Genomic DNA, 26,539 nt, shown 5'->3' with positions numbered 1-26,539 from the left:
CCTTGAGCACCCATGGTGGGCGCGCGCGCAGCACGGGTCAACCGGTACGCGTCACCGCGATCGTCTACACCGAACATGCCAAGCGCTTCAACGCGATGCTGGAAAAGGCCGATCCACGCTTTACCGCGCAACTGGTACAGGTAGACGATTTCGGGCCGCAGACGGCGATCATGATGCAGCAGCGCATCGATGCCGGAGAATGGTTGGTCATCGTTGGCGACCGGGTGCCGGCCCGCGAAGGCGGCAGAACCGTGACGGTGCCGTTCCTCGACGGCGGGGCGCCGTTCGCACAAGGCCCATGGGTCCTGGCGCATGCGCTGGCCTGTCCGGTCTATCTGTTTTTCAGTGTCAAGTCGCGTGGGCGATACCATCTGCACTTCGAATCGTTTGCCGAACGCATCGTGTTGCCGCGTACCGCTCGGCAAACCCATATCGCGACCTGGGCCGGGCGTTTCGCGGACCGTCTGGCAAACCACTGCCACGCGGCGCCGTATCAGTGGTTCAATTTCTACGATTTCTGGGCTGGTGCCCGCTCACCTGGAGACAACTCGTCTGATGGCCGTTCATGACACCGCCAGTCGGAGTGTTCTGCTGAGTGCCAGCACGACGCTCGAAGTGCCGTTCCACGATGTCGACGCAATGTGCGTCTGCTGGCATGGACACTATGTGAAGTACCTGGAACTGGCGCGCGCGCTACTGTTGCGTCGCTTCGACTATGACTATCCGCAGATGCAGGCGTCAGGCTATCTCTGGCCCGTCATCGACTTGCATCTGCGCTATGTAAAGCCGGCGGTCTATGGCCAGCGTATCGTTGTTCGCGCGGATCTGCTGGAATATGAAAACCGGCTACGTATTGCCTATGAAATCCGGGATGTCGAAAGCGGTAAGCGGCTGACGAAAGGGCAGACGATTCAGGTTGCCGTGGAAGCGGCAACGCAAGCGCTGCAATTCGTCTCGCCGCCGATCGTTGGTGACAAGCTGGCACGTGCAAGAGGCGCGGCATGAAGACGTTTTTTCAACACGTCACCGCCGCCTCGCGGCCGATAGCGGTATCGGCCGCGGTGTCGATCGTGCTGTTTTCGTGGGGTGCGTCGGTTCATGCGCAGCGCGTGCCGGACACGTCGCGCGCGCCTGGTCTGCCATCGTCCACGCAACCTGCCGGGCAATCGGCGTCCCAACAGCCCGATGCCATGCTGGTTGGTCACATCACGGCGCAACTGGGGCAGTATCCCGTGGTCCAGGCGCGCTACACCCAAACGCAGACGCGCGCGGCGCTGCGCCGTCCGCTGACGAGCGGCGGTGTCCTGCTGTTCGCCCGAGACAGTGGCGTGGTGTGGACGATCGATCGTCCGATGCATGCTGTATATACGATCACGGACCGTGGCGTGCGCCAGGTCGACGATGCCGGCGCCGATGCGTCGCCCGCACAAACGCCGCCCGCCGCCGCGGCGCAGGTATCGCGCATGTTGCGCGCGGTGCTTGGCGGCGACCTGTCCGCGCTATATAGTCAATTCGATGTCAGCGCGCAGGGCACTGCCACGCGTTGGCGCATGCGACTGGTGCCGAACCAGCCGCAGATTGCCCAGGTCCTGCGTCAGGTCGATCTGGAAGGGGGGGACTTCGTGACGTCATTGGACATCGTCCAGGCGAATGGCGATACGTTGCAGTGGTCGTTCGCGGATCAGCACGCGCTTCCCGCCATCCCGGGACGTGAACGTGCCTGGCTGTCCGCAAGATGATGCGGGATCGGAGGCGTCGGGCGGCCTGGCGCATCAGGGTGGTCTGGATCGCGCTTGCGGCCTGCGCCATCGGTTTCGCGGGTTGGCGGTTCTGGGTCGTGACCGATCCTGCGCCATTGCAGACCGATCTGCTCGCCTTGCTGCCTGGAAGCGCGACCGATCCCGCTGTCGATCACGCGATAGATCGTTTGACCGATGCCGTCGGCCAGCGTGTCGTATTTCTGGTCGAAGCCGATGATCCCGCACAGGCCCGCGCGGCGGCGCAAACGTTCGCCGATGTCTTGACGCAAGCAGGTGGGGCGGCGCCGGGGCGTCACTCCGCGACAACGTCGCCGCTTTTCACCAGCGTCATCGCAAAATTGCCCGCGTTCGATCTGTCGCGGGTCGGGGCCACGTATCTGCCGTTCCGGTTTGGTTTGTTGACTGCTGCGGATCGCGCCACGTTGCAACGCCTGGATGGCGCGGTGGCGCCGGTCCGACAGGCGGCAATACGGCAATGGCTTGACGCGCGCCTGTATGCGCCGGAAGCGTCGGCGGGGGGCGGGGCATTGCAGGCATCGCTGGCCGACGATCCGTTCGGATGGTTGACCCACTGGTTATCCGCGCTGCCGCTCGCACAAACGCGCCTGCAGCTCGATCACGGTTTCCTCGTGACGCATCCGGGCACCGCCGCGGCGGGAGCCGATGTCGCGGACACACGCATTGGTGTCCTGTTGTTTGCGACGCTGGCGGGATCCCCTTATGCCACGCAAACGCAGCAGGCGCTGATCGAAGCCGTCGCTTCCGGTGAAGCGGCGCTGCGGCGGCAGCACGTGCCGGGCCTCTCGCTGGCACGATTCGGCGCCGTGTTTTACGCCGAGGCGGCGCGCGCGTCGGCGCAGCGGGAAGTACATCTGATCGGCCTTGCATCGCTGGCCGGTATCGCGTTGTTGATGGTATGGGTGTTCCGGTCGCCGCGCTTGTTGCTCCTGGGGTTTCTATCCACGGCATTAGGCGTGCTGTTCGCCATCGACATCACGCTTGCCATCTTTGGCCAACTCCATCTGTTGACGCTGGTCTTTGGCGCCAGCCTGATCGGTGAAGCGGTGGATTATTCGATTCAGTACTTTGTCGCGTACTTCGAGCAAGGCGCGGCGGCAAGCGGGATACACGATGACAGTGCGGGCGGTTCGGCCCGCGAGAACACCCCGGCACGTCGCGCGGCGCGGGTGGTGCGGCCGGCGTTGACGGTGGCGCTGGCGACAAGCCTGCTTGGCTATGCGGTGTTGGCGGCGGTCCCGTTTCCGGCGCTGCGCCAGATCGCGTGTTTCGCGTTTGCCGGCATTGCCACGGCATTCCTGTGCGTGCTGACGCTGCTTCCCACGCTGATGCCGCGATTGCAGGCGCCGCGCGCCGCATCGCGAACCGCGCTCTTTGCACGCGCGGGACGCGGGCTGACGTGGGCGTATCGCATGCTGCAAGCGGGGCGCGTCTGGCCGGTGGTCGTTATCCTGATGGTGCTTGCCGCCCCCGGTTGGTGCTTGCTTCACAGTGACGACGATATCCATCTGCTGGTGCAGCGCGATCCGCGTCTGCTTGCACAGGAAACCCGGATTCGCAACGCATTGGGGAGCGACGACAGCACGCAGTTCTTCCTCGTGCGGGGTCGCGATGACGAGGCCGTGTTGCAAGGCATGGCGCGTCTCGATGCGCTGTTGCACGAGAAAAAAACACTCCCTTCATGGCAAAGCCTCACCGCGTTCGTGCCGCCAGCAGGCACGCAGCGTGCCGACGCGGCACTACTCGATCGCGTGGTTTTCGACGATCCCGCCGTGTTGCGGCATATCCTGATCGACGCCGGATTACGAGACGATGTGATCGATCGCTGGCTGGCGGCGCATGCCGCGTCCGAGGCACCCGCATCGGACGGTGCATTGGTACGTGCGTCCGAGATGGCGCATGGCGCGCGCCCGGTTCTGCAGGTGCGGGATTGGCTTGCCGCACCGTGGTCGCAACCGTATGCCCATCTATGGTTGGGCGCCTTGGGCGGCAAACCGGGCGAGCCTGCCACGCCGGCCGCCGTGATGCCGTTGCAAGGGGTGAGCGAGGACAATGTCGCGGCACTACGGGAGATCGCCGCGCAAGCTGGTACCGCGGACATCCGCGTCGTCTTCGTGGACAAGGCGCGCAGCGTGTCCGCGCTGTTCGGCGCCTATCGGGTGCGCGGCGCATTTTGGCTGCTCGGCGTATCGGTGTTGATTCTGGGCTTGTTATCATGGCGGTATGGCGTGGGCGGCGCGGGACGGGTGTTGCTGCCCACCGCGCTGTCCGTTGGTGTCGTCCTGGCGGCGTTCGGCTATCTCCATCAACTGCTGACGTTGTTCAATGTGCTGGCGTTGATGCTGGTCTTCGGCGTTGGCGTCAATTACGCTGTCTTCCTGCGCGAGGGATGCATGCGGCTGGCGCGCGACGCCATCGGCGCGACGGCGCGCTGCATGTCGCGAACGTCAGCGGAAGCCGATGTCGCGGCCGACAGTGCGTTGGGCGCGGTGTGGGTGGGCGTGTTGTTGTCCGCGGCCACGACGTTTCTGTCGTTCGGTCTGCTGGCATGCAGCGCGATGCCGGCTTTACGCAGCTTTGGCCTGACGCTGTCGATAGGCATCGGGGTGGCGGTGGTGTTGTCGCCCCTGGGGATGCCATTCGACCCTGCCCGGCGTTCGTTGTTGAGTAAAGCAGCGCGCGGGGTTGCCGGTGCGCGCGACGGTGCACGGAATGTCTAAGCTATGAGCGCTATTTTTTCGCCACCGGTATATTTGCGCGCGCTGGGCCTGACCAATGCGCTGGGCTGCGGGGCGGACGCTGTGGTGGCCTCGGTGCGGGGCAACGTGGCGCCCGGCATGGGGTTGGCGGATACGCTGACCGGCCCCGCCTATGTCGGCAGGGTGCTGAGGTTGCCGTCCTGGGAGGCGGCATTGCACGCGCTCGATGCCGGCTTGCCTGACTGCACCGCGAGGCCGTCTTTCGCGCAATGGCAGGCGGCGTTGTCCCGTTACGACTGCCGGCATAATCGGATGCTGCTAGCCGCGTTGCTGCAGATTCTCCCCGATACGGCCGCCGCGATCGAACGCTTCGGCGCGTCGCGCGTGGGTGTGGTCCTCGGCACCAGCACCTCCGGCATCGAGGCGGCCGAGCGCGCGTTCCAGGCGCAATCGCCGGCGGGCACGCTGCCGGCAAGCTTCGATTACCGGCAGATGGAAATCGGCTCGGCGGGTCCATTGACCGCAAGCGTGCTGGGGGTGCGGGGGCCGTCCTATACGCTGTCGACAGCCTGCACGTCCAGTGGCAAGGCCATTGCCGCGTCGCGTCGCTTGTTGCAACTGGGACTCTGCGATGCAGTGATCACCGGCGGTGTCGACTCGCTATGTGAATTGACGTTGCAGGGTTTTGGCTCGTTGGCCTCCACCAGCCTGACGCGGTCCAATCCGTTGAGCGTCAACCGCAACGGCATCAATATCGGTGAAGGGGCGGCACTGTTCCTGATGTCGCGTGATGCGGGCGGGGTGTGGCTGGCCGGCGTCGGCGAGTCGAGTGACGCGCACCATATCTCGTCGCCGGACCCGGCCGGTGTGGGCGGCGAACTGGCATTGCGCGCGGCGCTCGACGATGCGGGCATCCCCCCCCGGCGCGATTGGCTATGTGAACCTGCACGCCACCGCCACGCCGAAAAACGACGAGATGGAAGCGGCGATGATGGCGCGGGTCTTTCCTGGGGGTGTACTCACCAGCGGCACGAAGCCCTTTACCGGCCATACGCTGGGTGCCGCATCGGCGACCGAACTGGGTTTGCTTTACCTGATGCTGTCGCGCGACGACATGCCGATGCCGCCCCACTGCTGGGATGGTCAGGCCGATCCGGCGCTGCCATTACTGAACGTCGTGCGGCCCGGTCAATTTCTTGCCCGTCCCGATCCGTCGGCACCGCATGGCGGGCGGCGCTTCCTGATGAGCAACTCGTTTGCCTTCGGTGGTAATAACGTCAGCTTGATCGTGGGGGACCGATGACGTCGTTTCCACCGATCATCGATTGCTTGCCGCATCGGGGACCGATGCTGCTTGTCGAGCGGATACTCGCCAGCGATGACGACACGATCCAGGTGGTAGCGCAGGTTGACGCAATGGCCTGGTATGCCAACGCGGACGGCGCGATGCCGGCGTGGATCGGCGTCGAGCTGATGGCGCAGTCGATCGGCGCGCACATCGGGCTGCGTGCGCTGTCAGGCAGGTCCGCGGCGCGGCCCGGTGTCTTGCTGGGTACCCGACGCTATAGCATGGCCGTGCCTTGCTTCGCCGCCGCTAGCCGGCTTGTCATCGAGGCCGAACGGGTGCTCTGGACCGAGGACGGGCAGGGTGCCTATGCCTGTACGATTCGTCCCTTTTCTGAGGGTCCGGCGCGACCGGTCGCGTTGGCGGAAGGGGTGGTCAAGGTATTTCAGCCCACCGATTTTGCGGCATTCAGCAACAGGAGTGAAAGGCAATGAGCCGACGCGTTTTGGTGACCGGCGCGAGTCGCGGTATCGGCCGCGCGATAGCGTATCGATTAGCGGAAGACGGTTTCTCCCTGGGTGTACATAGTCGTGTTGGCACCGCGGGCGGTGAAGCCGTCGCGCAAGGCATCATTGCTCAGGGCGGCAGCGCGCGCGTGGTGCAGTTTGATGTACGCGATCGCGCCGCCAGCCGTACCGCACTGGAAGCGGATGTCGCGGCGCATGGTCCGTATTACGGCATCGTCTGCTGTGCCGGCATCACGCGTGATGCGGCATTTCCCGCGCTGAGCGGCGATGACTGGGACACCGTCATCGAGACCAGCCTCGATGGTTTTTACAACGTCGTGCATCCCTTGACGATGCCGATGGTGCGGGCGCGTGGTGGCGGGCGCATCGTGACCATCGCGTCCGTATCGGGTGTGATGGGCAATCGCGGCCAGGTGAATTACAGTGCCGCAAAGGCGGGGTTGATCGGGGCGACGAAGGCCTTGGCCGTCGAGCTTGCCTCGCGCAACATCACCGTCAATTGTGTCGCCCCTGGTCTTGTCGATACGGGGATGCTGGATGGCATCGCGGTCGAGCATGCGCTGAAACAGGTGCCGATGAATCGTATCGGTGATCCGGCCGAGGTGGCGGCGGTAGTTGGTTTCCTGATGTCCGATTCGGCCTCGTACGTGACGCGCCAGGTGATTGGCGTCAACGGTGGAATGATCTGATGAACGGTTTGCGTACCGCGACCCTGTCGCCCACGGCCAGCAACGGGCGCCGGCGGGTGGTCATCACCGGTTTCGGCGGCGTCACGCCTTTTGGAGACAATTGGGAGGTCATTGCACAAAGGCTGGCCGAGGGACGCAATGCCGTATGCCGCTACGATGCCTGGGACGCGTTCGACGCGTTGCATACACGGCTGGCCTGCCCGCTGCCGGATTTCACCGTGCCGGCCCATTACCCGCGCAAGAAAACACGTGCGATGGGACCGGTGTCGTTGTACGCGGTGCGCGCCAGTGAGTTGGCGCTCGCCGACGCCGGGCTCGGCGATGGCGGCCCGCATGACGTGCCGATCGCCGATGGGCGGATGGGCGTGGCGTACGGTTCGTCGTCGGGGTCGGTCGAGCCAATCCGCGCCTTTGGCACGATGCTGCAGAGCGGGTCGATGCGCGACGTCACATCGAATACCTATGTGCAGATGATGCCGCACACCGCGGCGGTCAATGTCGGCCTGTTCTGGGCGCTGAAGGGGCGCATCATCCCCACGTCGTGTGCGTGTGCATCGGGCTCCCAAGCCATCGGCTACGCGTACGAAGCCATTGCGCATGGGCTGCAGGACATGATGATCGCGGGTGGGGCCGAGGAATTGTCCGGACCCGCGGTGGCGGTATTCGATACGCTGTACGCCACCAGCACGCGTAACGATGCGCCGGCCCTGACGCCACGCCCGTTCGATCGCGACCGCGATGGCCTGGTCGTCGGCGAGGGTGCCGTGTCGCTGGTGCTGGAAGCGTATGAACACGCGGTGGCGCGGGGTGCGCGCATTCATGCGGAGATCGTGGGGTTCGGTTCGAATTCGGATGGTGGCCATATGACGCAGCCGGCCAGCCCGACCATGGCGGTCGCCATGCGTATCGCGTTGCGCGATGCGGGCCTGCCACCGTCGGCGATCGGTTATTTGAATGCGCACGGTACGTCGACCGATCGGGGTGACCAGGCGGAAAGCGAGGCGTCGCATGCCGTATTCGGCGAAAGGATTCCAGTGAGTTCGCTCAAGAGCTATGTCGGCCATACCTTGGGTGCGTGTGGTGCGCTGGAAGCCTGGTGGACGATCGAGATGATGAATCGGGACTGGTTCGTGCCGACTTTGAATCTCGATCACGTCGATCCCGCTTGCGCGCCGTTGGATCACATCATTGGCGCGCCGCGAACGATGCGGATCGACTACGCGATGAGCAATAACTTTGCATTCGGGGGGATCAACACGTCGCTGATTTTCGCGCGGGTCGACGGCGGCGCCCAGGATGGGCGTGCCGTCGTGGGACCGGGCGCCGCGACGACTTCCGGTCGTGACCACGATGCCGCAGGTCCAGGCCCGGAGGGTGTGCGGTGACGTCGAACGCACGGCGTGTCGCCGTTACCGGCATCGGCATTCTGTCCTGTCTTGGGAATACATGCGAGACGGTATCCTCGGCACTCCGAACCGGTTATTGCGGCATCGAGGCGATGCCGCAATGGCATGCGCGTGGCATGGGTTCGCAGATCGCGGCCCGCGTGCGGCTGGACGGCATGACGCCGTTCGCGCGCCGCTACGAACGGTTCATGGGTGATACGGCGCGCTTCGCCTGCCACGCCGCCCGCCTCGCATTGATCGATGCGGGCCTCGATGCGCAAGCGCTGTGTTCGCCGCGTGCCGGTGCCGTCATCGGGTCCGGCAGTGGCGCGCTGCAGGCCTATGACGATGCGATGGCGCTGGTGGGCACGCGCGGCGTCGAGCGCGCGTCGCCGTTCATCGTGCCGCAGGTCATGGGCAATACGGCGTGCGCCAGCGTGGCGCAGGTTTTCGGCATCGAAGGCATCACCTATGCGGTCTCGGCCGCCTGCACGACCTCGGCGATCGCGCTCGGCCAGGCTGCGGAATTGATCGCATGCGGTGCGCAGGACGTCATGCTGGCAGGCGGCAGCGAGGCCTTGCATGACAACACGGCCCTGATGTTCGACGCGATGGGCGTGTTGTCACGAGGATTCAATGCCGCGCCCCACACGGCATCACGCCCCTACGACAGCGCGCGGGACGGGTTCGTGATTGGCGAGGGGGCGGGCGTCTTGGTGCTCGAGTCACTGACCCATGCGCAAGCGCGGGGCGCCAGGGTGCTCGCGTTGCTCGATGGTTATGGTCACAGCACGGACCCCGGCGGTTTCGTGTCGCCCGGCGCGGCGGGTATCGCCCGCGCCATCGGGACGGCGTGGGCGGCCACGGATCACGCGCTGCTCGATTACATCAATACCCACGCGCCGTCGACGCCGCAGGGCGATTTGGCGGAAGCCGAGGCGTTACGCCGGGTCTTCGGTAGCGCTGGCGGGATACCGGCTTTTTCATCGACGAAGGCGTTCAGCGGTCATACGCTGGGAGCCTGCGGTGTACACGAGGCGATCTATACGTTGCTGATGATGCGCGACGGTTTTATCGCCGGCAGCATGGGGCCACGGACGTCCGGCGTGGTCCCGCCGTGCGATCCGGTGTTCGCCGATCTGCCACTGGTCACGCAGACCCGCGCCGCACACATCGCGCGGGCCATGTCGGTATCGTTCGGTTTTGGCGGCAGTTGTGCCGCCCTGTGTTTTACGCGAGAAGAGACTGACGAATGAGTAGCGCGATACAAACCGTGGTGGACAGTAGCGGCGGCGTCGGGCAGGCACCCCGTGCCGGGGTCGATGTCGATGTAGCGATCATCGGCGCCGGCCCCGCGGGTGCCGTGGCGGCCGCGTTGCTGCGGCGCGCCGGGCATGGCGTGCGCGTCATCGAGCGCCAGCATTTCCCGCGATTCTCCATTGGGGAAAGCCTGTTGCCGCAGAGCATGGCGTATCTCGAGGCTGCCGGCATGTTGCGCGCCGTGGTCGAGGCGGGCTTCCAATACAAGAACGGCGCGGCGTTTTTCCGGGGCGACCAGTATGCTGCCTACGATTTCCGGGATAAGCATTCCGAAGGATGGGGCACGACCTATCAGGTAGTGCGCGCCGATTTCGACCATATCCTGGCGCGATGCGCGGCACGGCAGGGGGCCGATGTGCGCTATGGCGAGACGGTCACCGCATTCCATGGTGGCCTGACCCCGATGCTAGAACTAGTCGATGCCAACGGCCGTGCCGATACGGTACGCGCGCGTTTCGTTCTTGATGCAAGCGGTTTTGGTCGCGTGCTACCGCGCCTGCTCGATCTTGAAACGCCCACCCGTATGCCGGAGCGTGCGGCGCTGTTCGGCCATTTTGTCGAAGGGCGGGCGGCACGGGAAAGCGATCGGACGAAGATCGGGGTCCATGTTCACCCTGTGCATCGCGATGTCTGGTTCTGGCGCATTCCGCTGTCCGACGGCCGATCGTCGATTGGCTGCGTCGCGGCCCGCGCGTTTTTGGTGCCCGCCGACGGGGTGCCGTTGGCGGATCGCTCCGAAGCGGAACAGGACGCGTGGCGCGAAAGCCGCTTGCGTGCACTGATCGGCGAGGAACCGATGCTGGCACGACTGTTCGATGGTGCGACGTTACGGATGCCTGTGCGCACCTTGGTGGGCTATTCCGCGAACGTGGCGCGGCTGCATGGTGATGGCTATGCGCTGCTCGGCAATGCGGGGGAGTTCCTGGACCCGGTATTTTCTTCGGGCGTGACGATAGCGCTGCGCTCCGCGTATCAGGCCTCCGTGGTATTGGATCGACAACTGCGTGGGGATACGGTGGACTGGCACGCAGACTACGATGTGCCCTTGCGAAAAGGCATCGATACTTTCAGGGCCTTCGTGGAACGGTGGTACACCGGCGAATTGCAGGACATGATTTTCTACAAGGCGCAGACGCCGGCGATCCGGCGAATGATCAGTGCCGTGCTGGCCGGTTACGCATGGGATGAAAGCAATCCGTACGTGCGTGATCCGGTGCGTCGGTTGAACGCATTGCATCAGATCTGCACGATGTCGGAGTAGGTCAGGCGAGGGGGGCAAACGCCTCACGCAATGTCACACAGCGCCATTGCCGCGCGGCAATCGCCTGCAACACGCGCGGCAGTACGGCGAGCGCGACCGAGGTCCCGTCAGTCGGCAATCGCGCCGCGCCGCGGTCGTGCAGCAACAGGATGTCTCGGGGCGCCACGCCCTCGAGCAGGCGGCGCGTCACGACATCGGCCGAGGTTTCGCGGGTATCAAATCCGCGGCGCGTCCAGCTCGCCAGTCGCAGATCGGCACCTTGCAGGATCGGGTCCAGGAAAAGGTTGCGCAAGCCGGCGGGGGCGCGGAAAAACACCGGTGCCTGGCCGGTCAACGCCTGTAGTGTGCGCTGGCCTTCCCACACTTCGCGGCGAATCAGCGATGGTGGACTGACCGAGAAGGTATGGCGGTGGCGCTGGGAATGATTTTCCACGCCATGCCCTCGCGCAACGATATCGCGGACGATACCGGGATGGCGCAATGCGTGTTCGCCGATGCAGAAAACGTCGCCTTGGCGCCGGCAGCATCGAGGAGGTCGAGAATCCGCGGTGTGTCGTCCGGGTCCGGACCATCGTCGAACGTCAACGCGATCGCATCGCGATTCGCCGGAGTATCAGGGAGTTGGCGCAGATTGGGGCCGAGCAACGTGGTACGGGGTAACAGGCCGGCGGTCGTGACGGTTGCGTGATTCAGCAATGTTCCGGCCAGCCACCAAGGCCAGGTGCCGGGAGCGATGGCCAGACCGAGAAGGGCCGCGGCGTGCCAAGTATAGGTAGCATCCACTACGAAGGCACGCCGGGTGACGGGCCAGAAACGCCGGTCCTGCGGGGTAACGAACGTCTCGGGGAATTCGGGCGAACTGCTCATGGGAGAGGCCGCATGAAAAAAAGGCCTGCATTTGCAGACCTTTTTCAAAATTTTGGTGCCCAGGAGAGGACTCGAACCTCCACACCTTGCGGCACATGGACCTGAACCATGCGCGTCTACCAATTCCGCCACCTGGGCCAAAAACCGCGAACCAGGAAAGTGTTGGTGCCCAGAAGAGGACTCGAACCTCCACACCTTGCGGCACATGGACCTGAACCATGCGCGTCTACCAATTCCGCCATCTGGGCCAACTAAACCTGCCGCGCTTCCAGCTTTACCGCTTTTCGGTGCCTCGTGCCCCGTCTTGCGGAAGGAGGTGATTTACCGAGCCTCGCGCACTGCAACCCGTTGATTTGGTGCCGCGTTCGCTGAGAGAAGCGTATTATATAGATCGAACTTTTGGTGTCAACATTTTCTTTGCGATGACGCGGTATTTCGGCAATAGGCTCTTGCCAGTCGTCGTATCTGCCGTCCGTCCGCGCGGTGCAATCAGGCGGATACCCGAAAGCACGGGGCAATTCGGACCCTGATGGTAGAATGTGCCGATATAGTTCGTGCCGGGGCACGGGGTACGCGCAGCGCGTGCCGCCACCGTGAGCCATAACCGGCACGCCGACAGCCGATTCAGATTAGGTACGACACATCCGCGTGAAAAGCCGACAAGCCCGGGAAAAGATCACCGATAAGCCCGCCGACCAGACGGCTCGGGAGCAGGCCCCAAGACATGGCGCCAGACCAGCCCCCAAGCAAGCCTCGACGCAGTCGCATCAGCCGACGCATCATTCAGCGAGCAAACCGAGCATGAAATCAGGTCCCAAGCCGGGCCGTTCCTTCGGGGACAAGTTCGCCCCGCGTCCCCCCGTGAAATTCGCCTATACGGTGCCGAGCCGCGAGGAAATCCTCGCGGTGCTGCGCGCATCCAGCACGATATTGACGGCCGAAGGCGCGGCCGACGCGATGTCCATCAAGCTCGAGGAGCGTGATGGTTTCTTCAAGCGCCTTAACGCGATGGAGCGTGACGCGCAGGTTCACATCGACGCCAAGGGTCTCGTCCATCCCGCAGCCGCATCCAGCTTCACCGCGGGGCGTGTGCAAGCGCACCGGGATGGGTTCGGCTTCCTCGTGCCCGACGACGGCAGCGACGATTTGTTCCTGTCGCATCAAGAGATGTCGAAAATCATGCATGGCGACCGCGTGTTGGCGCGGGTGACGGGGCAGGACCGTCGCGGTCGCCCGGAAGGGCATGTCGTCGAAATCACCGAGCGTGCGATCAAGCGCGTGATCGGTCGCGTGATCAACGAGAACGGTACCTATGTCGTGGCGCCCGAGGACAAGCGCATCGGTCGGGATGTGATGATCGCCCCGGGCGGCCTGAATGGCGCCAAGGCGGGGCAGATTGTCAGTCTGGAGATCACCGACTATCCGAGCCGCCATTCGCAAGCCAGCGGGAAGATTGTCGAAGTGCTTGGCGAAGTGGATGATCCGGGCATGGAAATCGAGATCGCGGTGCGCAAGTATGGCGTACCCCATCTGTTCTCCGATGCGGCCCTGGCACAGTCGTCCAGGCTGCCGGACGACGTGCAGGGGCATGATCTGCACGACCGTGTGGACTTGCGTGACGTGCCCCTGGTGACGATCGACGGCGAGGACGCGCGCGACTTCGATGATGCGGTCTACTGTGAACCGATCAAGATTGGTCGCGTCAACGGTTTCCGTCTGCTGGTCGCGATCGCCGATGTCTCGCATTACGTGAGACCGGGCGCCGCGCTGGATGCGGATGCGATCGAACGCAGCACGTCGGTGTACTTCCCGCGACGCGTGATTCCGATGCTGCCGGAGAAGTTGTCGAACGGGCTGTGCTCGTTGAATCCGGACGTCGACCGCTGCGTGTTGACCTGCGACATGATCATCACGGCGAAGGGTGAGGTCAAGGCGTACCAGTTCTATCCGGCGGTCATTCACTCCGCGGCGCGTCTCACGTATAACGAAGTGGCGGCGGCGCTGTCCAATACAAAGGGTCCGGAAGCGGCGAAGCGGGCCGCCGTGCTGCCGCAACTGCAGAATCTCTATGCGGTCTACCGTGCCTTGCTGGAAGCGCGGCAGCAGCGTGGCGCGATCGATTTCGAGACGACCGAAACGTACATCGTATGCAATCCGCAGGGCAAGATCGAGCAGATCATCCCGCGCACGCGTAACGATGCGCACAAGTTGATCGAGGAGTGCATGCTGTCGGCGAACGTCTGCGCGGCGGACTTCCTGAAGCGCAACAAGCACCCGGGCCTGTACCGTGTCCACGGTGGCCCGAACGCCGAGAAGCTCGAGAACCTGCGCACGTTCCTGCGCGGGGTCGGTCTGACGTTGAACGGTGGCGATACGCCGCACGCCAGCGATTTCGCTTCGTTGATCCTGCAGATCAAGCAGCGGCCGGACGCGCCGATGCTGCAGACGATGCTGCTGCGCTCGATGCAGCAAGCGGTCTACAGCCCGGAAAACGTCGGCCATTTCGGCCTGGCCTACGAGGCGTACGCGCACTTCACCAGCCCGATTCGCCGGTACCCTGATTTGCTGACGCACCGCGCGATCAAGGCGATCCTGGAGGGCAGGAAGTATGTGCCGGACGCCGGCGATGTCGCCTTGAATACGGCGATGTCGATGAAGGTACGCAAGCAGAAGCCGGGTGCGAAGGCGAGCGAGGCGAACGATGCCGCGAAAAAGCCCAAGGGGGCGAATGTCGCGATTTGGGAATCCTTGGGACTGCACTGTTCGTCGAACGAGCGGCGCGCCGACGAAGCCTCACGCGACGTGGAGGCTTGGCTCAAGTGCTATTTCATGCGCGATAAGCTGGGTGAGGAATTTGGCGGGTCGATCAGCGGCGTGGCACCGTTCGGGGTATTCGTCACACTGGATTCCTTGTTTGTTGAAGGCCTCGTGCACGTGTCCGAACTAGGGAGTGACTATTTCGAATACGACGAGGTTCGCAACGAACTGCGCGGTGAGCGCACCGGTATCCGTTACGGTCTGACGGACCGGGTCCGGGTGCAGGTCGGCCGGGTCGACCTCGATGCACGCAAGATGGATTTCCGTCTGATTCGCGATACGCCGGACGCTGGTGGCCCCGCCGGCAAGATGGGCGGGCGTAACAAGACGGGCAAGGCCGGGAAGGGCGGCAAGGGGGGCGGCAACGGTCATGCCGGTAACGGCGGTGCACGGATCGACAGCGCTGTCGTGGCCACCGGCAACGTTCAGGTTTTGACCAGTCCGGTCACCTCGCCGATCGCGTCGTCACCCGTCGCGACGGCTACACTGCCCACACCTGCCATGCGTTCCCAGCGCGTCGAACAGGTTGAACAAGTCGCACCGATAACGGCGGCGGCGCCTGCACCTGTCGTGGCAGTGGCGCGGCCGGTTGTCGCATCGGCGCCCGACGTCGCACCCGCCAAGAAGGCCTCGGTGAAAAAAACGGCCGCGAAGAAAGCGGCAGTGGTGGAGAAAGCCGTGGCGAAGAAGGCGCCGGCGGAAAAGGTTGCCGCAAAGAAAGCGGCTGTCGTGGAGAAGGCGTCGGCAAAGAAGGTGGCGGCCAAGGCAGTGGACCAGGTGTCCGCAAAGAAGGCGGCGAAGAAGGTCGTCGCCGCCGATAAGGTGCCGGCCAAGAAAGCCGCGAAGACCGGAGAAAAGCGTGCCGCTAAGGGTGCTGTTGAAGCGCCCGTGCCAACGGCAAAGGGTGCGAAAGCACCGGCCGCCGCGAAGAAGGCAACGCGTGGTCGTGCCAGGCAGGGCAGTGCGGACGGGGATCTGTTCGCCGACCTCGACGCGCCAGCCTCCGGCTCGACGTCGGCGCGTGGCGGCGCCGCGCTGGGTGCCGGGGATGGTTTGGCGGTGCATCCGAAGTCGGCGCCAGCCAAGCGTTCACGCGCCAAGCGGACCGTATAAAGCGCGTTGCCCGAGGGCACGCGGTATCACTGACCCACGCCGGCATCCCGTCGGACGTGGGTTCATTTCTTTTTGACAGCAGCAGGTATCGAGCATGGCGAAGTCCAGGGTCCTTTATGGTTTTCACGCGGTCACGGCCCGGTTGCGGCATGATGCGGCCAGTGTCGAAGAGATTTATTACGAATCGTCGCGGCGTGACAGGCGCATGCTCGACTTCCTGAAGAGCGCGAAGGAAACGGGTGTGCGCCTCATCGCCGCGGACGGCGTACGTCTGACGAAGATGACGGGCGGTCGTGATCACCAGGGCGTGGTGGCATTGGCCGCCGAGGCGCCGCTGGCGCAGTCGTTGACGGAACTGCTCGATGTCGTCGAAGGGCCGCCGCTGCTGTTGGTACTCGATGGCGTGACCGATCCGCACAACTTGGGCGCTTGCCTGCGCGTGGCGAATGCGGCCGGCGCGCACGCGGTGGTCGCGCCGCGCGACAAGGCGGTCGGCATCAACGCGACGGTGGCGAAAGTTGCCAGCGGCGCCGCGGAAACCACTCCGTATATCATGGTCACGAATCTCGCCCGTGCACTGCGCGAGTTGAAAGATGCCGGTGTGTGGATCATTGGCACGTCCGACGACGCCGTGCCGAGCGTGTTCCAGACCAAGCTCGAAGGTCCGGTCGCTATCGTCATGGGTGCCGAAGGCGAGGGCATGCGACGCCTGACCCGGGAGACGTGTGACGAGTTGATGCACATTCCGATGCGGGGAAGCGTCGAGAGCCTGAATGTCTCGGTGGCAAGCGGCATCTGCTTGTTCGAGTCGGTGCGGCAACGGATGGTGGCAACGCCAAAGGCCTGAGCGCGCGTGGCATGCGGTGTGGAAACACGCTGGACACAAGGGCAGCGAATGCGCGACGCGGCACGATGCGACGCAAACGAACAATCAGCAGGGGCGACAATAATGGATAAAGCCAAGCAGGATGAGTTGAAGCGCTGGGTGGGTCAGGCTGCCGCGGACTATGTACTGAAATCGGTACCCGAAGGCGCCGTGGTGGGGGTGGGTACCGGCTCGACCGTGAATTGCTTCATTGACGCCCTGGCGCCACACCGTGCGCGTTATCGCGGAGCCGTATCAAGCTCGGTTGTGACCACACAACGGCTGAAGGACCATGGTTTCCTGGTGATCGATGCCAACGACGTCGATTCGCTGCCTATCTACGTCGACGGCGCCGATGAGATCGATGCTGCTGGCAACATGATCAAGGGCGGCGGTGGGGCGCTGACGCGGGAAAAAATCGTGGCGGCCATGTCGCCGACTTTTCTCTGCATCGCCGATGAATCCAAGCGCGTACCGGTACTGGGTGGTTTTCCGTTGCCGGTGGAAGTCGTGCCGATCGCGCGTGAGGCCATCGCGCGCCGTTTCATCGCGATGGGCGGCACGCCCGTGTTGCGTACGCAAGCCGACGGTAGCCCGTTCACGACCGACAATGGTCAGCAGATTCTCGATATCACGGGATTGCGCATTGACGCGCCATTGGCGTTCGAGCGGCAGGTAGTGGAATGGCCCGGGGTGGTGACGGTGGGGGTGTTCGCGCTGCATCGCGCACGTATCGGCATGTTTGCCACGGCGCAGGGCGTGGAAACGGTCGACTATGCCTGATACGGACGGGTGACGGTAAGCACCGGCAGCGTTGCCGGCACTGCCACCGGTTATTCGGCGCTGGGCGGCGGAACGAAACCGGTAGCGGTATCCGCGCCTTCTCCGAAGAAGTATTTTTCGGTCTGCTTCATCAGATACTGACGCGCGCGGGCATCGGCCATGTTCAGGCGGTTCTCGTTAATCAGCATCGTCTGCTGTTTCAGCCATTCCTGCCAGGCCTCTTTCGAGACGCTTTCATAGACTCGCTGACCCAGTGGCCCCGGCACTGGAGGGAAGTCGAAACCTTCCGCGTCCTTGTTCAGTTTCACGCAGTGGACGATTCGCGCCATGATGTTGCTCCTTCTTTGATGGTTCCAGCTATTCTCACAGCTGCTTGATGAGCACCAGCGAGCGGCGCTGCCAGTTGTACAGGCGCCGCCGGTCTTCCGGCAGATCGTCGACCGAAGCCTTGACAAACCCACGTTTCAGGAACCAGTGCTCGGTACGGGTGGTCAATACAAAAATACGGTTCAGGCCGCGTGCCCGTGCCCGTTGCTCGATACGTTTCATCAGTCGCTCGCCGTCACCGGAGCCTTGCGCTTCCGGTGACACGGTTAGGCAAGCCATCTCGCCAATCTTCTCCTGCGGATAGGCATACAATGCGACGCAGCCAAACAAGACGCCATCGTGTTCTATCACGGAGAAGTGATCGATGTCGCGTTCGAGCTGGTGCCGATCGCGACGTACCAACGTGCCATCGTTCTCCAGGGGTTCGATCAACTGGATGATGTTGGCGACATCGTCCGGCGTCGCTTCCCGCAGGCTTTCCAGATTGTCATAAGCGACCATCGTGCCCACGCCGTCGTGTGAGAACAGTTCAAGCAGAATCGAGCCATCCAGCGTGTACGGAATCAAATGCGCGCGCGGCACGCCGCTGCGGCAGGCTTTCACGACATGCTTCAGGCAAAAGCCGACGTCATCGTCCAGTGTGGCGCTGCCGTCGTGATGCGCGTCCCGCAGCCGCTGGGCATCGTCCAGTGACAGTTCATGCACCAGCGTGCCGTCCGGGCTCAGGACGCCCGGTTGCTCGGTGATGAAAATCAGCTTGTCCGCACGCAGTGCGATGGCCGTCGTGGTGGCAACATCTTCCATCGCCAGATTGAACGCTTCGCCCGTGGGTGAGAAGCCCAGTGGCGACAGCAGTACAAGCTTGCGGTTCGCCAATGCCTGGCGAATCGAGTCGGCATCCACCTTGCGGACAATGCCGGTGTGCTGAAAATCCACGCCATCGACGATGCCGACCGGACGCGCCGTCACGAAATTGCCGGAGACGATCCCTAGGCGTGCGTGCGCCATCGGTGTGTTCGGCAAGCCCTGGCTGATGGCGGCCTCGATGTCCAGGCGGACTTCACCCGCTGCTTCCTTCGCGGATTCCAACGCCGGCGGATCGGTGATCCGCATGCCGCCAGCAAATTGCGACTCGAGGTTGCGCAAGCGCATCGAGTCCTCGACTTGCGGCCGGCAGCCATGAACGAGCACGATCTGCATACCCATCGCATGCAGCAGCGCCACGTCCTGGATCAGCGCGTTCAACGCGCCATCGCGGACCAGCTCGCCGCCGAATGCGACGACGAAGGTCTTATTGCGAAACGCATGGATATACGGTGCGACCGCGCGCAGCCAATCGACGAATTGCGCCTGCGTCGCCGCCTCGGCTTCCGCGGAGGGGCGATATGCACCGCCGGACGCGGCGGGAGATGTCGCCGCGATCGACGCGGGTGTTACGGCAACAGGGCGTGCGGGCATGGTGGACACGGTGTCGTGTTCCGGTGTGGGCACTGATTGCGGCGACGTTGGCGCTTGCGCTGCGCGGGGCGTGCTGGGGAGAGGGCGAAGCGGATCGGTCACAGCGGCGGTATCAGTGGCGATGGAATTACGGTAAATGGCGTGGCATCGCTCGCGCGGACGCCGGTGAATGAGCCGATGGGCGTTTGCGGCGCACGGGCAGCGGCGGTGTGGGCCGCATGGCGCGATTATAATGCGCTGCTATGTCGAATGCTGCCAAACCTGATCGCCCGGCGCGCGCCACTGCGCCCACCGCCCCCGAAACCGCATCGGCGCATGCCGTGCGGCCGCCCATGCCTGACGCGCCCGCCGATCGCCCTGCCGACGCCGGGGGTATCGCGCGCCGGGCACGTGGCGCTGCCGACTTACCCGCTGGCGCGCCTGGCCAAGGCGCACGGCGTGATCCAGACCGTCGTGGCGCGCGGACCGATCCTGCAGCGTCCCCGGCCCGGAGCGCCCCGCCCGCCAACCCGGTAGGCGTCATCACTTTTCCCGAGGCGCTGCCGGTCTCTTCGCGCCGGGAAGAGATCGCACGTGCCATTGCCGCGCATCAGGTGGTCATCGTCAGTGGCGAAACCGGCTCCGGCAAAACCACCCAGTTGCCAAAGATCTGCCTGGCGCTCGGCCGAGGTCGCGGCGCCGGGGGCACGGGTCTTATCGGGCATACGCAGCCGCGTCGTATTGCCGCATCGGCAACCGCGCGACGCATCGCGGACGAATTGCAGTCGCCGCCTGGCGAGATCGTCGGCTACAAGGTGCGGTTCAACGACACATTGTCGCCCGGCGCATCGGTCAAATTGATGACGGACGGTATCCTGCTCGCAGAAACGCAGTCGGACCCCATGTTGCGTGCGTACGACACATTGATCATTGATGAGGCGCACGAGCGTAGCCTCAATATCGATTTCTTGCTGGGCTACCTGAAGCAGTTGCTGCCCAAGCGGCCCGACCTGAAAGTGATTGTCACCTCCGCGACAATCGACGCGGCGCGTTTCGCGCGGCACTTTGGTCGTCCGCGGCGTCCCGGCGAGTCCTCGCCACAGCCGATGACGAACGTATCCGCGGAGGGTGCGCCAACGCGATCCGTCAAGTCGGCCCAGGATCGCGACGGCCGGCCCGTCGCGCCCGAGGACGATATTATTCCGGCGCCTGCGATCGAGGTCAGCGGGCGTCTGTATCCCGTCGAAATCCGTTATCGTCCGGTTCAGCCAGACGGTATGGGGCCGGCCGGTGTCGCGGCGAAAGGCGATACAAAGGCGCAACCCGGTGAGGGGCGCCGCACGCCGACGAACGCGCAGCGCGAGGCGGCGGGGGATAGCGCGCGTGGCACCCGCCGCGCCGAGCGTGATTTGATCGATGCCATCGTCGACGCGGTGGACGAACTCGCGCGCGTGGGCTCCGGTGACGTGCTCGTATTCCTGCCCGGTGAACGCGAAATTCGCGAGGCCGCGGAGGCGCTGCGCAAGCATCATCCGCCGCATACGGAGATCCTGCCGCTGTTCGCGCGGCTGTCCGCGGCGGAGCAGGAGCGCGTCTTCAAACCGTCGAACGCGCGACGCATCGTACTGGCGACAAACGTTGCCGAGACCTCCCTTACCGTGCCGGGCATTCGCTATGTCGTCGATACCGGTCTGGCGCGCGTCAAACGCTATTCGTATCGCAACAAGGTCGAGCAACTGCAGGTCGAGCCGGCATCGCAGGCTGCGGCGAACCAGCGCGCCGGCCGTTGCGGACGGGTAGCCGATGGTGTTTGCATCCGTCTCTACGACGAAGCCGATTTTCAGTCACGGCCCCGTTTCACCGATCCTGAAATCCTGCGCTCATCGCTGGCGTCGGTCATCTTGCGGATGAAGTCGCTGCACCTGACCGATATCGAGACCTTTCCGTTTCTGGAGGCGCCTACCGGCCGCGCGATCGCCGACGGCTATCAGCTGTTGGCGGAACTGGGTGCGGTCGACGATGACAACCGCCTGACGAAGCTGGGGCGAGAGTTGGCACGGCTGCCATTGGACCCGCGGGTCGGCCGGATGATCCTGGCGGGACGGGACAGCGGTGCGTTGCGTGAGATGCTGATCATCGCATCGGCACTTTCGGTGCAAGATCCGCGCGACCGGCCGCTCGAAGCGCAAGAAGCGGCGGACCAGGCGCATAGGCAGTTTGCCGACGAGCGCTCGGAATTCCTGGTCTGGCTGAACATCTGGAAATGGTTCACCGAAGCGGTTGAACACAAGAAAACGAACCGGCAACTGATCGATCAATGCCGTGCGCGATTCCTGTCGCATCTTCGCTTACGCGAATGGCGCGATGTGCACACGCAGTTATTGACGGTGGCGCGTGAGCAGGGCTGGCGTCTGGGCGAAGCCGCGGCGACCTACGAGCAGGTGCATCTGGCGCTGTTGGCCGGACTGCTCGGCAATATCGGCATGCGCGCCGAGGACGAGCCCCACTATCTCGGCGCGCGCAGTATCAAGTTTCATCTGTGGCCCGGTTCGACGCTCGGCAAGAAAGCGGGAAAATGGGTCATTGCCGCTGAAATGATCGAGACCACGCGCTTGTATGCGCGGTGTGTCGCCCGGGTGGAACCGGAATGGATCGAGAAGGTCGGGTCCCATTTACTGCGCACGTCGCTCTCCGAGCCGCATTGGGAAAAGAAGGCGGCCCAGGTCGTGGCGTTCGAGCGCGCGACGCTATACGGCTTGCCGATCTATCAGCGCCGACGGGTTGATTTCGGCAAGCGCGACCCGGCCCGGGCGCGCGAGCTGTTCATCCGCGGCGCGCTGGTCGAAGGGGAGTTCGACACGCGGCTGCCGTTTTTCGCGCATAACCGCCGGCTGCTGGCGGACATTGCGCAACTCGAACACAAGTCACGACGACAGGATGTGCTGGTCGACGACGAGCTGATTTTTGCATTCTACGATCAGCAGATTCCGGCCGATGTCTGCACCGCGGTGGATTTCGAGAAATGGTATCGCCACGCGGGGAGTGCCGTGGGCAAAAACGGGTCGGGCGGGAAGACCGACACCGAGGGTCATGCCGGTACTTCCGCAGAGCCGGGCCAGCCGGCGACAAAACGGTTGTATCTGTCGCGTGACGACCTGATGCGGCACGAGGCGGCCGGGATCACCACCGACCTGTTCCCGAAACGGGTGGCCATTGCCGGTCAGGACATGGGGTTGTCGTATCACTTCGAGCCGGGTTCGCCGCGTGACGGTGTCACGCTGACAATCCCCCTCTTTGCGTTGAATCAGGTGGGCGAGCGACGTTGCGAATGGCTGGTGGCGGGGATGCTGAAGGAGAAGGTGCAGGCCTTGCTCAAGTCATTGCCGCAAAAGCTGCGACGCCATTGCGTGCCGTTGCCCGACTATGCGGCCGGGTTCCTGGACCGGCATGCGCCGCGCGTGTATGGCAGTGGCAGCACGATGGTGGCGGAGGGTCTCGTGGACGCGTTGTGCGCCGATATCCGCGCGCTGACACAACAATCGATACGACCATCGGATTTCAAGCTGGAGACGCTCGCGGCGCACTTGTTCATGAATTTCAAGCTCGTGGACGAGCACGGCCGTCAGTTGGCCATGGCGCGTAGCCTGTCCACGCTGCGCGTGGAATACGGCGGTCAGGCGCAACAGCAATTTGCGCAGATCGCATTGGCCAGCACGGTGGCCGAGTCGGCCGACGACGATGGCGACAACATGCGCGATGCCCGCGATGGCGCGGGCAAGCGTGGCTTACTACGGGGTAACTCAGGGAACGTCACGCCGCGGTTGGGCACCGGCACGTCGGCTGCAACCGCCATTGTGGGAAATGGCGCGCGTGTTTCCGCTGACGCCGGTGCCTCAGCGGCTTCCGGCACCGCGCTGTACGATAACCTGACGAACTGGACATTCGGCAAGTTGCCCGAACTGCTGGAAATTCGTCGAGGTGGCAATACCCTGTATGGCTATCCGGCGCTAGTGGATCGCGGGACGCATGTCGAAGTGCAGGTATTTGACTCGCCGGAAGAGGCGGGTACGACCCACCGCATCGGCCTGCGGCGTTTGTTTGCGCTGCAACTGCGAGAGCCGTTGAAGTACCTCGAAAAGAATTTGCCGGGACTGCAGCAGATGGCGATGCAGTACATGTCGCTCGGCACACAGGACGAACTTCGATCGCAATTGCTGGATTGCGCGATTGAACGCGCCTGTTTGGTCGAGCCGCTTCCGGACGACGATGCCGCGTTTGCGGTCCGTCGCGACGAAGGGCGGGCGCGGTTGTCCTTGCTGGCGCAGGAGGTGTCGCGGTTAGTCGCAACGATCCTGACGGAGTACACCGATGTCAGCAAAAAACTGGCGCAGGCGAAAAGTTTCGGTGCGCCGCACGACGACATGTTGCAGCAATTGCGCGCCTTGGTTGGCAAGCGCTTCATCGCCGAGACGCCCTACGCGCAGTTGTCGCATTTCCCACGCTATTTGCAAGGCATTGGCGTGCGCTTGACAAAACTGAAGGCCGATCCTCAGCGCGACGCGCGGGCGAGTCTTGATATGGCGCCATTGCGCACGCAATATCAACGCATGGCGTCGCAATGGCGGGCGGGTTCCGATCCGCGGCTGGAGCAGTTCCGCTGGTTGCTGGAAGAACTGCGCATCTCCTTATTTGCGCAGGAATTGAAGACACCCATGCCGGTGTCCGTTAAACGTCTGCATAAGGTGTGGGATGCGCTCCAACGGTGAGTTTCGACAAAATACGGAAGTCATCGCGTCGCTGGCGCGTGCGATTTCCGGCTTCTTTAATCCACGTGTCTGGTGGTTGACGGTGGCCCCATTCGTCATGTCCGCGGCTATCTGGGGGCTGTTGTTATACGCCGGTTGGGAACGCGCCACCGGCTGGGTGCGCGCTTTTCTCGCGCAGTGGCCGGTACTGGACGGGGTCGAACGGGCGATCGCGTTTATCGGATTAGGTGGGTTGCATTTGGTGTTCGCGCCGTTCCTGGTTGTTGCCGTCGCCATTCCATTGATTGTCGTCACGATTCTGCTCTTGATCGGCGTGACATCGATGCCCGCGGTGATCGCGCATCTAAGCCGGCGCCGCTTCGCCCATCTGGATGCACTGCACGGCGGCAGCCTGCTGGGCAGTATCGGCTACGGAACGTGGTCGACCCTGATCTTTGTCGTCCTGATGATCGTGACGTTGCCGTTGTGGTTCGTCCCCCCATTCATGGCGATCGTGCCCCCGGCGCTGTGGGGCTGGCTCACCTACCGGATGATGAGTTACGACGCACTGGCGTTGCACGCTAGCGCCGACGAGCGTCGCAGTCTGTTGCGGCGTCATCGCACGCCGTTGCTCGCGATCGGTATTGTTTGTGGTTTGCTGGGCGCGGTGCCGGCACTGCTGTTCGCGACGTCGGCGATCACAATCGTATTGTTCCCGGTCATCGCCTTGATTTCCGTATGGCTCTACGTCGTGATCTTCGTATTCTCCGCGCTGTGGTTCGGGCATTACTGCTTGCGCGCGCTGGAAGCGCTGCGTGAGGAAACACCGCCCCCGGTCAGGCAAGTCCGGGATGCGTGAGGTATGCTGGAAAGTCTGGCAGAACGCGCTGTCCTTATCCTTGGGTTTCCGGCATGGCATTCGGCATCATCATCATCGGCGACGAGATTCTTTCCGGCCGTCGCACGGACAAACACCTGTCGCAGGTGATCGGTTTGTTGGCCGCCCGCGGCCTGTCATTGGATTGGGCTGAATACGTTGGCGACGATCCCGCGCGGATCACAGCAACGTTGAGGCGGACGCTCTCGGGCGGCGATGTGGTGTTCAGCACTGGCGGCATTGGCGCGACGCCGGATGACCACACGCGGCAATGCGCCGCCGAGGCGCTTGGCGTGCCGCTCGCGCTGCATGACGCCGCGAAGGCGTTGATCGTGGAGCGGATGCGAGACATGACGGGCCACGCGCAGCCCGATCTGGCGCTGCCGGAGAACCAGCAGCGGCTGAAAATGGGTGAATTTCCCGTGGGTGCCGCGATCATCCCGAATCCGTACAACAAGATTCCTGGTTTCAGCGTTGCTGATCACCACTTCGTGCCGGGCTTTCCAGTCATGGCCTGGCCAATGATCGAATGGGTGCTGGACACGCATTACGCGCATTTGCATCATGTGGACACGCGTGTAGAACGATCGATCCTGGTGTTTGGATTGGCCGAATCGACCATCGCGCCGTTGATGCGCCAGATCGAGACGACGTTTCCGACCGTAAAGGCGTTCAGCTTGCCCAGCGTCGGAGATGCCCAGCGTGGTGCGCTGTATGCGCGACACCATATCGACCTCGGCGTAAAGGGCGATGCGGTATCGGTAGAAGCGGCCTTTGCCGTTCTCCGCGATGGCATCACTACGCTAGGGGGGGAAATGGTCGAGGCCCCCTCGGCCGGCAAAGGCGGCTGACACGCGCCCAGATTCGCGCGGCGACTTGCGGTCGCCGATTTTCGGCACGGCACACGGCACGCCCCGGCGTAGCGTCTGTCGTTCAGCCGTGCCCGTTGCGCGCGCCTTCTTGGGGGCGGACTCGGCGGTAAAAGCCGTCGTCGCGATCACGCTCCGCGCCAGGGCAGGCCACGCCAGCACCAGCCGCCCACTGATTTGCGGTGACCGGCGGTGTCCTTGTCCCCCTCGAACCCTTCCAATACGTCGAACACGTGGGAGAATCCGTGTGCGGCGGCTAATTGCCCTGCTGCCTTGGAGCGTACGGCGCTACGGCAAAGCATTAACACCGGCCGATCAGCACCAAGCGCACCGCATGCCCCGCGAAGCATCTCGATAAACGCGTCGTTGCGCGCGCCGCCCGGCCAGCCGTTCCACTCGATATGCGCATACTGGTCCCGCGGAATGTCCGGTTGGCCGACCCAGGTTAATTCCGCCAGCGTCCGGACGTCCACCAGCAAGGCTTCGGGCGTGAGCTGAAGGAGGCCAAATGCCTCGTCGGGTGTCAATGCGCCGGCGTACGACAAGCCAGCCTCCTTGCCGCGATTTGTACCCCGCGCCAGGATTGCTGCGGCGGTATCGGCCTGGGGAGATGAAGCGGACGCGGGGGCGGCAGGGGACGAGCTGGAAGCGGTCATCGTGTCATGTCCTGGGGCAAGCCGCGTTGCATCGAGTCGTCATCGATCCGTCATGCCGCGCGGTCAGTATGGTTGAGCGTATTCTAGCAACGGCTCCGTGGCGCCGAAAGCAGGCTAAGTGGCTAATGCGCGCCCAAAATTGGTGCAATATCCATTTTGGTGCGCGAATATGCTCTATATAGGTGCGTAACGGGTTTATCATGGGGCGTGCGATGTGCGGAATGTCGATGCACGCGGCG

16 protein-coding genes, 2 tRNA genes and 4 pseudogenes are annotated in these 26,539 nt (G+C 63.8%); 16 read left to right on the top strand and 6 right to left on the bottom strand.

The window, feature by feature from the left end; translation table 11 throughout:
* The 10 genes and pseudogenes from WM40_RS16400 to WM40_RS16355 all read left to right on the top strand — a co-directional run.
* Nucleotides 1–569, top strand: a pseudogene (locus WM40_RS16400) (glycosyltransferase family 2 protein); the annotation flags it as partial.
* A complete protein-coding gene (locus WM40_RS16395) occupies nt 556–1,005 on the top strand; it encodes an acyl-CoA thioesterase (protein ID WP_046153385.1) in 450 nt (149 codons plus the stop codon). The pseudogene WM40_RS16400 and the gene WM40_RS16395, both read left to right, overlap by 14 nt.
* Nucleotides 1,002–1,739 (top strand): LolA family protein, encoded by a 738-nt coding sequence (locus tag WM40_RS16390; RefSeq protein ID WP_052738364.1) that lies wholly within the window; start codon nt 1,002–1,004, stop codon nt 1,737–1,739. The genes WM40_RS16395 and WM40_RS16390 overlap by 4 nt, the downstream gene beginning before the upstream one ends.
* Nucleotides 1,736–4,498 (top strand): MMPL family transporter, encoded by a 2,763-nt coding sequence (locus WM40_RS16385; RefSeq protein WP_046153384.1) that lies wholly within the window; start codon nt 1,736–1,738, stop codon nt 4,496–4,498. Before WM40_RS16390 ends, WM40_RS16385 begins: the two co-directional genes overlap by 4 nt.
* A 3-nt stretch (nt 4,499–4,501) precedes the next feature.
* Nucleotides 4,502–5,780, top strand: a pseudogene (locus tag WM40_RS16380) (beta-ketoacyl-[acyl-carrier-protein] synthase family protein).
* The gene (locus WM40_RS16375; protein WP_046153383.1) at nt 5,777–6,256 is read left to right on the top strand and encodes an ApeP family dehydratase; all 480 of its coding nucleotides are present in this window, start codon (nt 5,777–5,779) and stop codon (nt 6,254–6,256) included. The pseudogene WM40_RS16380 and the gene WM40_RS16375 overlap by 4 nt, the downstream one beginning before the upstream one ends.
* The gene (locus WM40_RS16370; RefSeq protein ID WP_024901289.1) at nt 6,253–6,978 is read left to right on the top strand and encodes a 3-ketoacyl-ACP reductase FabG2; all 726 of its coding nucleotides are present in this window, start codon (nt 6,253–6,255) and stop codon (nt 6,976–6,978) included. Before WM40_RS16375 ends, WM40_RS16370 begins: the two co-directional genes overlap by 4 nt.
* Nucleotides 6,978–8,258 (top strand): annotated as a pseudogene (locus WM40_RS16365) (beta-ketoacyl-ACP synthase); the annotation flags it as partial. The gene WM40_RS16370 and the pseudogene WM40_RS16365, both read left to right, overlap by 1 nt.
* 101 nt (nt 8,259–8,359) lie before the next feature.
* Nucleotides 8,360–9,619 (top strand): beta-ketoacyl-[acyl-carrier-protein] synthase family protein, encoded by a 1,260-nt coding sequence (locus WM40_RS16360; protein WP_046153382.1) that lies wholly within the window; start codon nt 8,360–8,362, stop codon nt 9,617–9,619.
* Nucleotides 9,616–10,944, top strand: coding sequence for an NAD(P)/FAD-dependent oxidoreductase (locus WM40_RS16355; protein ID WP_082102856.1), 1,329 nt, complete (start codon nt 9,616–9,618; stop codon nt 10,942–10,944). The genes WM40_RS16360 and WM40_RS16355 overlap by 4 nt, the downstream gene beginning before the upstream one ends.
* A gap of 1 nt (nt 10,945) precedes the next feature.
* On the opposite strand, the pseudogene WM40_RS16350 reads toward WM40_RS16355, so the two are convergent.
* The 3 genes and pseudogenes from WM40_RS16350 to WM40_RS16340 all read right to left on the bottom strand — a co-directional run bounded on the left by WM40_RS16350 (nt 10,946) and on the right by WM40_RS16340 (nt 12,059).
* Nucleotides 10,946–11,811, bottom strand: a pseudogene (locus WM40_RS16350) (polysaccharide deacetylase family protein).
* 53 nt (nt 11,812–11,864) lie between these two features.
* Nucleotides 11,865–11,949 (bottom strand) — tRNA-Leu (locus WM40_RS16345).
* Nucleotides 11,950–11,974: 25 nt separating this feature from the next.
* A tRNA-Leu gene (locus WM40_RS16340) sits at nt 11,975–12,059 on the bottom strand.
* A 553-nt stretch (nt 12,060–12,612) separates the two neighbouring features.
* Between WM40_RS16340 and rnr the strand changes: the two genes are divergently transcribed.
* From rnr to rpiA, 3 genes are all read left to right on the top strand, one after another.
* On the top strand, nt 12,613–15,741 hold the full coding sequence (rnr, locus tag WM40_RS16335; protein ID WP_082102854.1) for a ribonuclease R: 3,129 nt from the start codon (nt 12,613–12,615) through the stop codon (nt 15,739–15,741).
* 94 nt (nt 15,742–15,835) lie between these two features.
* Complete coding sequence (rlmB, locus tag WM40_RS16330) at nt 15,836–16,588, top strand: 23S rRNA (guanosine(2251)-2'-O)-methyltransferase RlmB (RefSeq protein WP_024901283.1); 753 nt, start codon at nt 15,836–15,838, stop codon at nt 16,586–16,588.
* A 102-nt stretch (nt 16,589–16,690) separates the two neighbouring features.
* Complete coding sequence (gene rpiA, locus WM40_RS16325; RefSeq protein ID WP_024901282.1) at nt 16,691–17,389, top strand: ribose-5-phosphate isomerase RpiA; 699 nt, start codon at nt 16,691–16,693, stop codon at nt 17,387–17,389.
* 50 nt (nt 17,390–17,439) lie between these two features.
* Here the strand turns inward: rpiA and WM40_RS16320 are convergent, their stop codons facing one another.
* A complete protein-coding gene (locus WM40_RS16320) occupies nt 17,440–17,718 on the bottom strand; it encodes an oxidative damage protection protein (RefSeq protein WP_024901281.1) in 279 nt (92 codons plus the stop codon).
* Between the two features lie 34 nt (nt 17,719–17,752).
* Nucleotides 17,753–19,174, bottom strand: a complete 1,422-nt coding sequence (gene argA / locus WM40_RS16315) for an amino-acid N-acetyltransferase (RefSeq protein ID WP_046153381.1) — start codon at nt 19,172–19,174, stop codon at nt 17,753–17,755.
* A 242-nt stretch (nt 19,175–19,416) separates the two neighbouring features.
* Here argA and hrpA point away from each other — a divergent pair, with 242 nt between their 5' ends.
* Genes hrpA through WM40_RS16300 form a run of 3 tightly spaced genes read left to right on the top strand, consistent with a single transcriptional unit; the run spans nt 19,417 to nt 25,626 of the window.
* The gene (gene hrpA, locus WM40_RS16310) at nt 19,417–23,919 is read left to right on the top strand and encodes an ATP-dependent RNA helicase HrpA (protein WP_046153380.1); all 4,503 of its coding nucleotides are present in this window, start codon (nt 19,417–19,419) and stop codon (nt 23,917–23,919) included.
* Nucleotides 23,903–24,757, top strand: coding sequence for an EI24 domain-containing protein (locus tag WM40_RS16305; RefSeq protein WP_024901278.1), 855 nt, complete (start codon nt 23,903–23,905; stop codon nt 24,755–24,757). The genes hrpA and WM40_RS16305 overlap by 17 nt, the downstream gene beginning before the upstream one ends.
* A gap of 53 nt (nt 24,758–24,810) precedes the next feature.
* Nucleotides 24,811–25,626, top strand: coding sequence for a competence/damage-inducible protein A (locus tag WM40_RS16300; protein ID WP_024901277.1), 816 nt, complete (start codon nt 24,811–24,813; stop codon nt 25,624–25,626).
* Nucleotides 25,627–25,772: 146 nt separating this feature from the next.
* Here the strand turns inward: WM40_RS16300 and WM40_RS16295 are convergent, their stop codons facing one another.
* Nucleotides 25,773–26,300, bottom strand: a complete 528-nt coding sequence (locus WM40_RS16295) for a rhodanese-like domain-containing protein (RefSeq protein ID WP_024901276.1) — start codon at nt 26,298–26,300, stop codon at nt 25,773–25,775.
* Nucleotides 26,301–26,539 lie beyond the last annotated feature (239 nt).

This window comes from Robbsia andropogonis, assembly GCF_000970345.1.
GTDB classification, from domain to species: domain Bacteria; phylum Pseudomonadota; class Gammaproteobacteria; order Burkholderiales; family Burkholderiaceae; genus Robbsia; species Robbsia andropogonis.
This window is presented reverse-complemented; position numbering and strand designations above follow the sequence as displayed.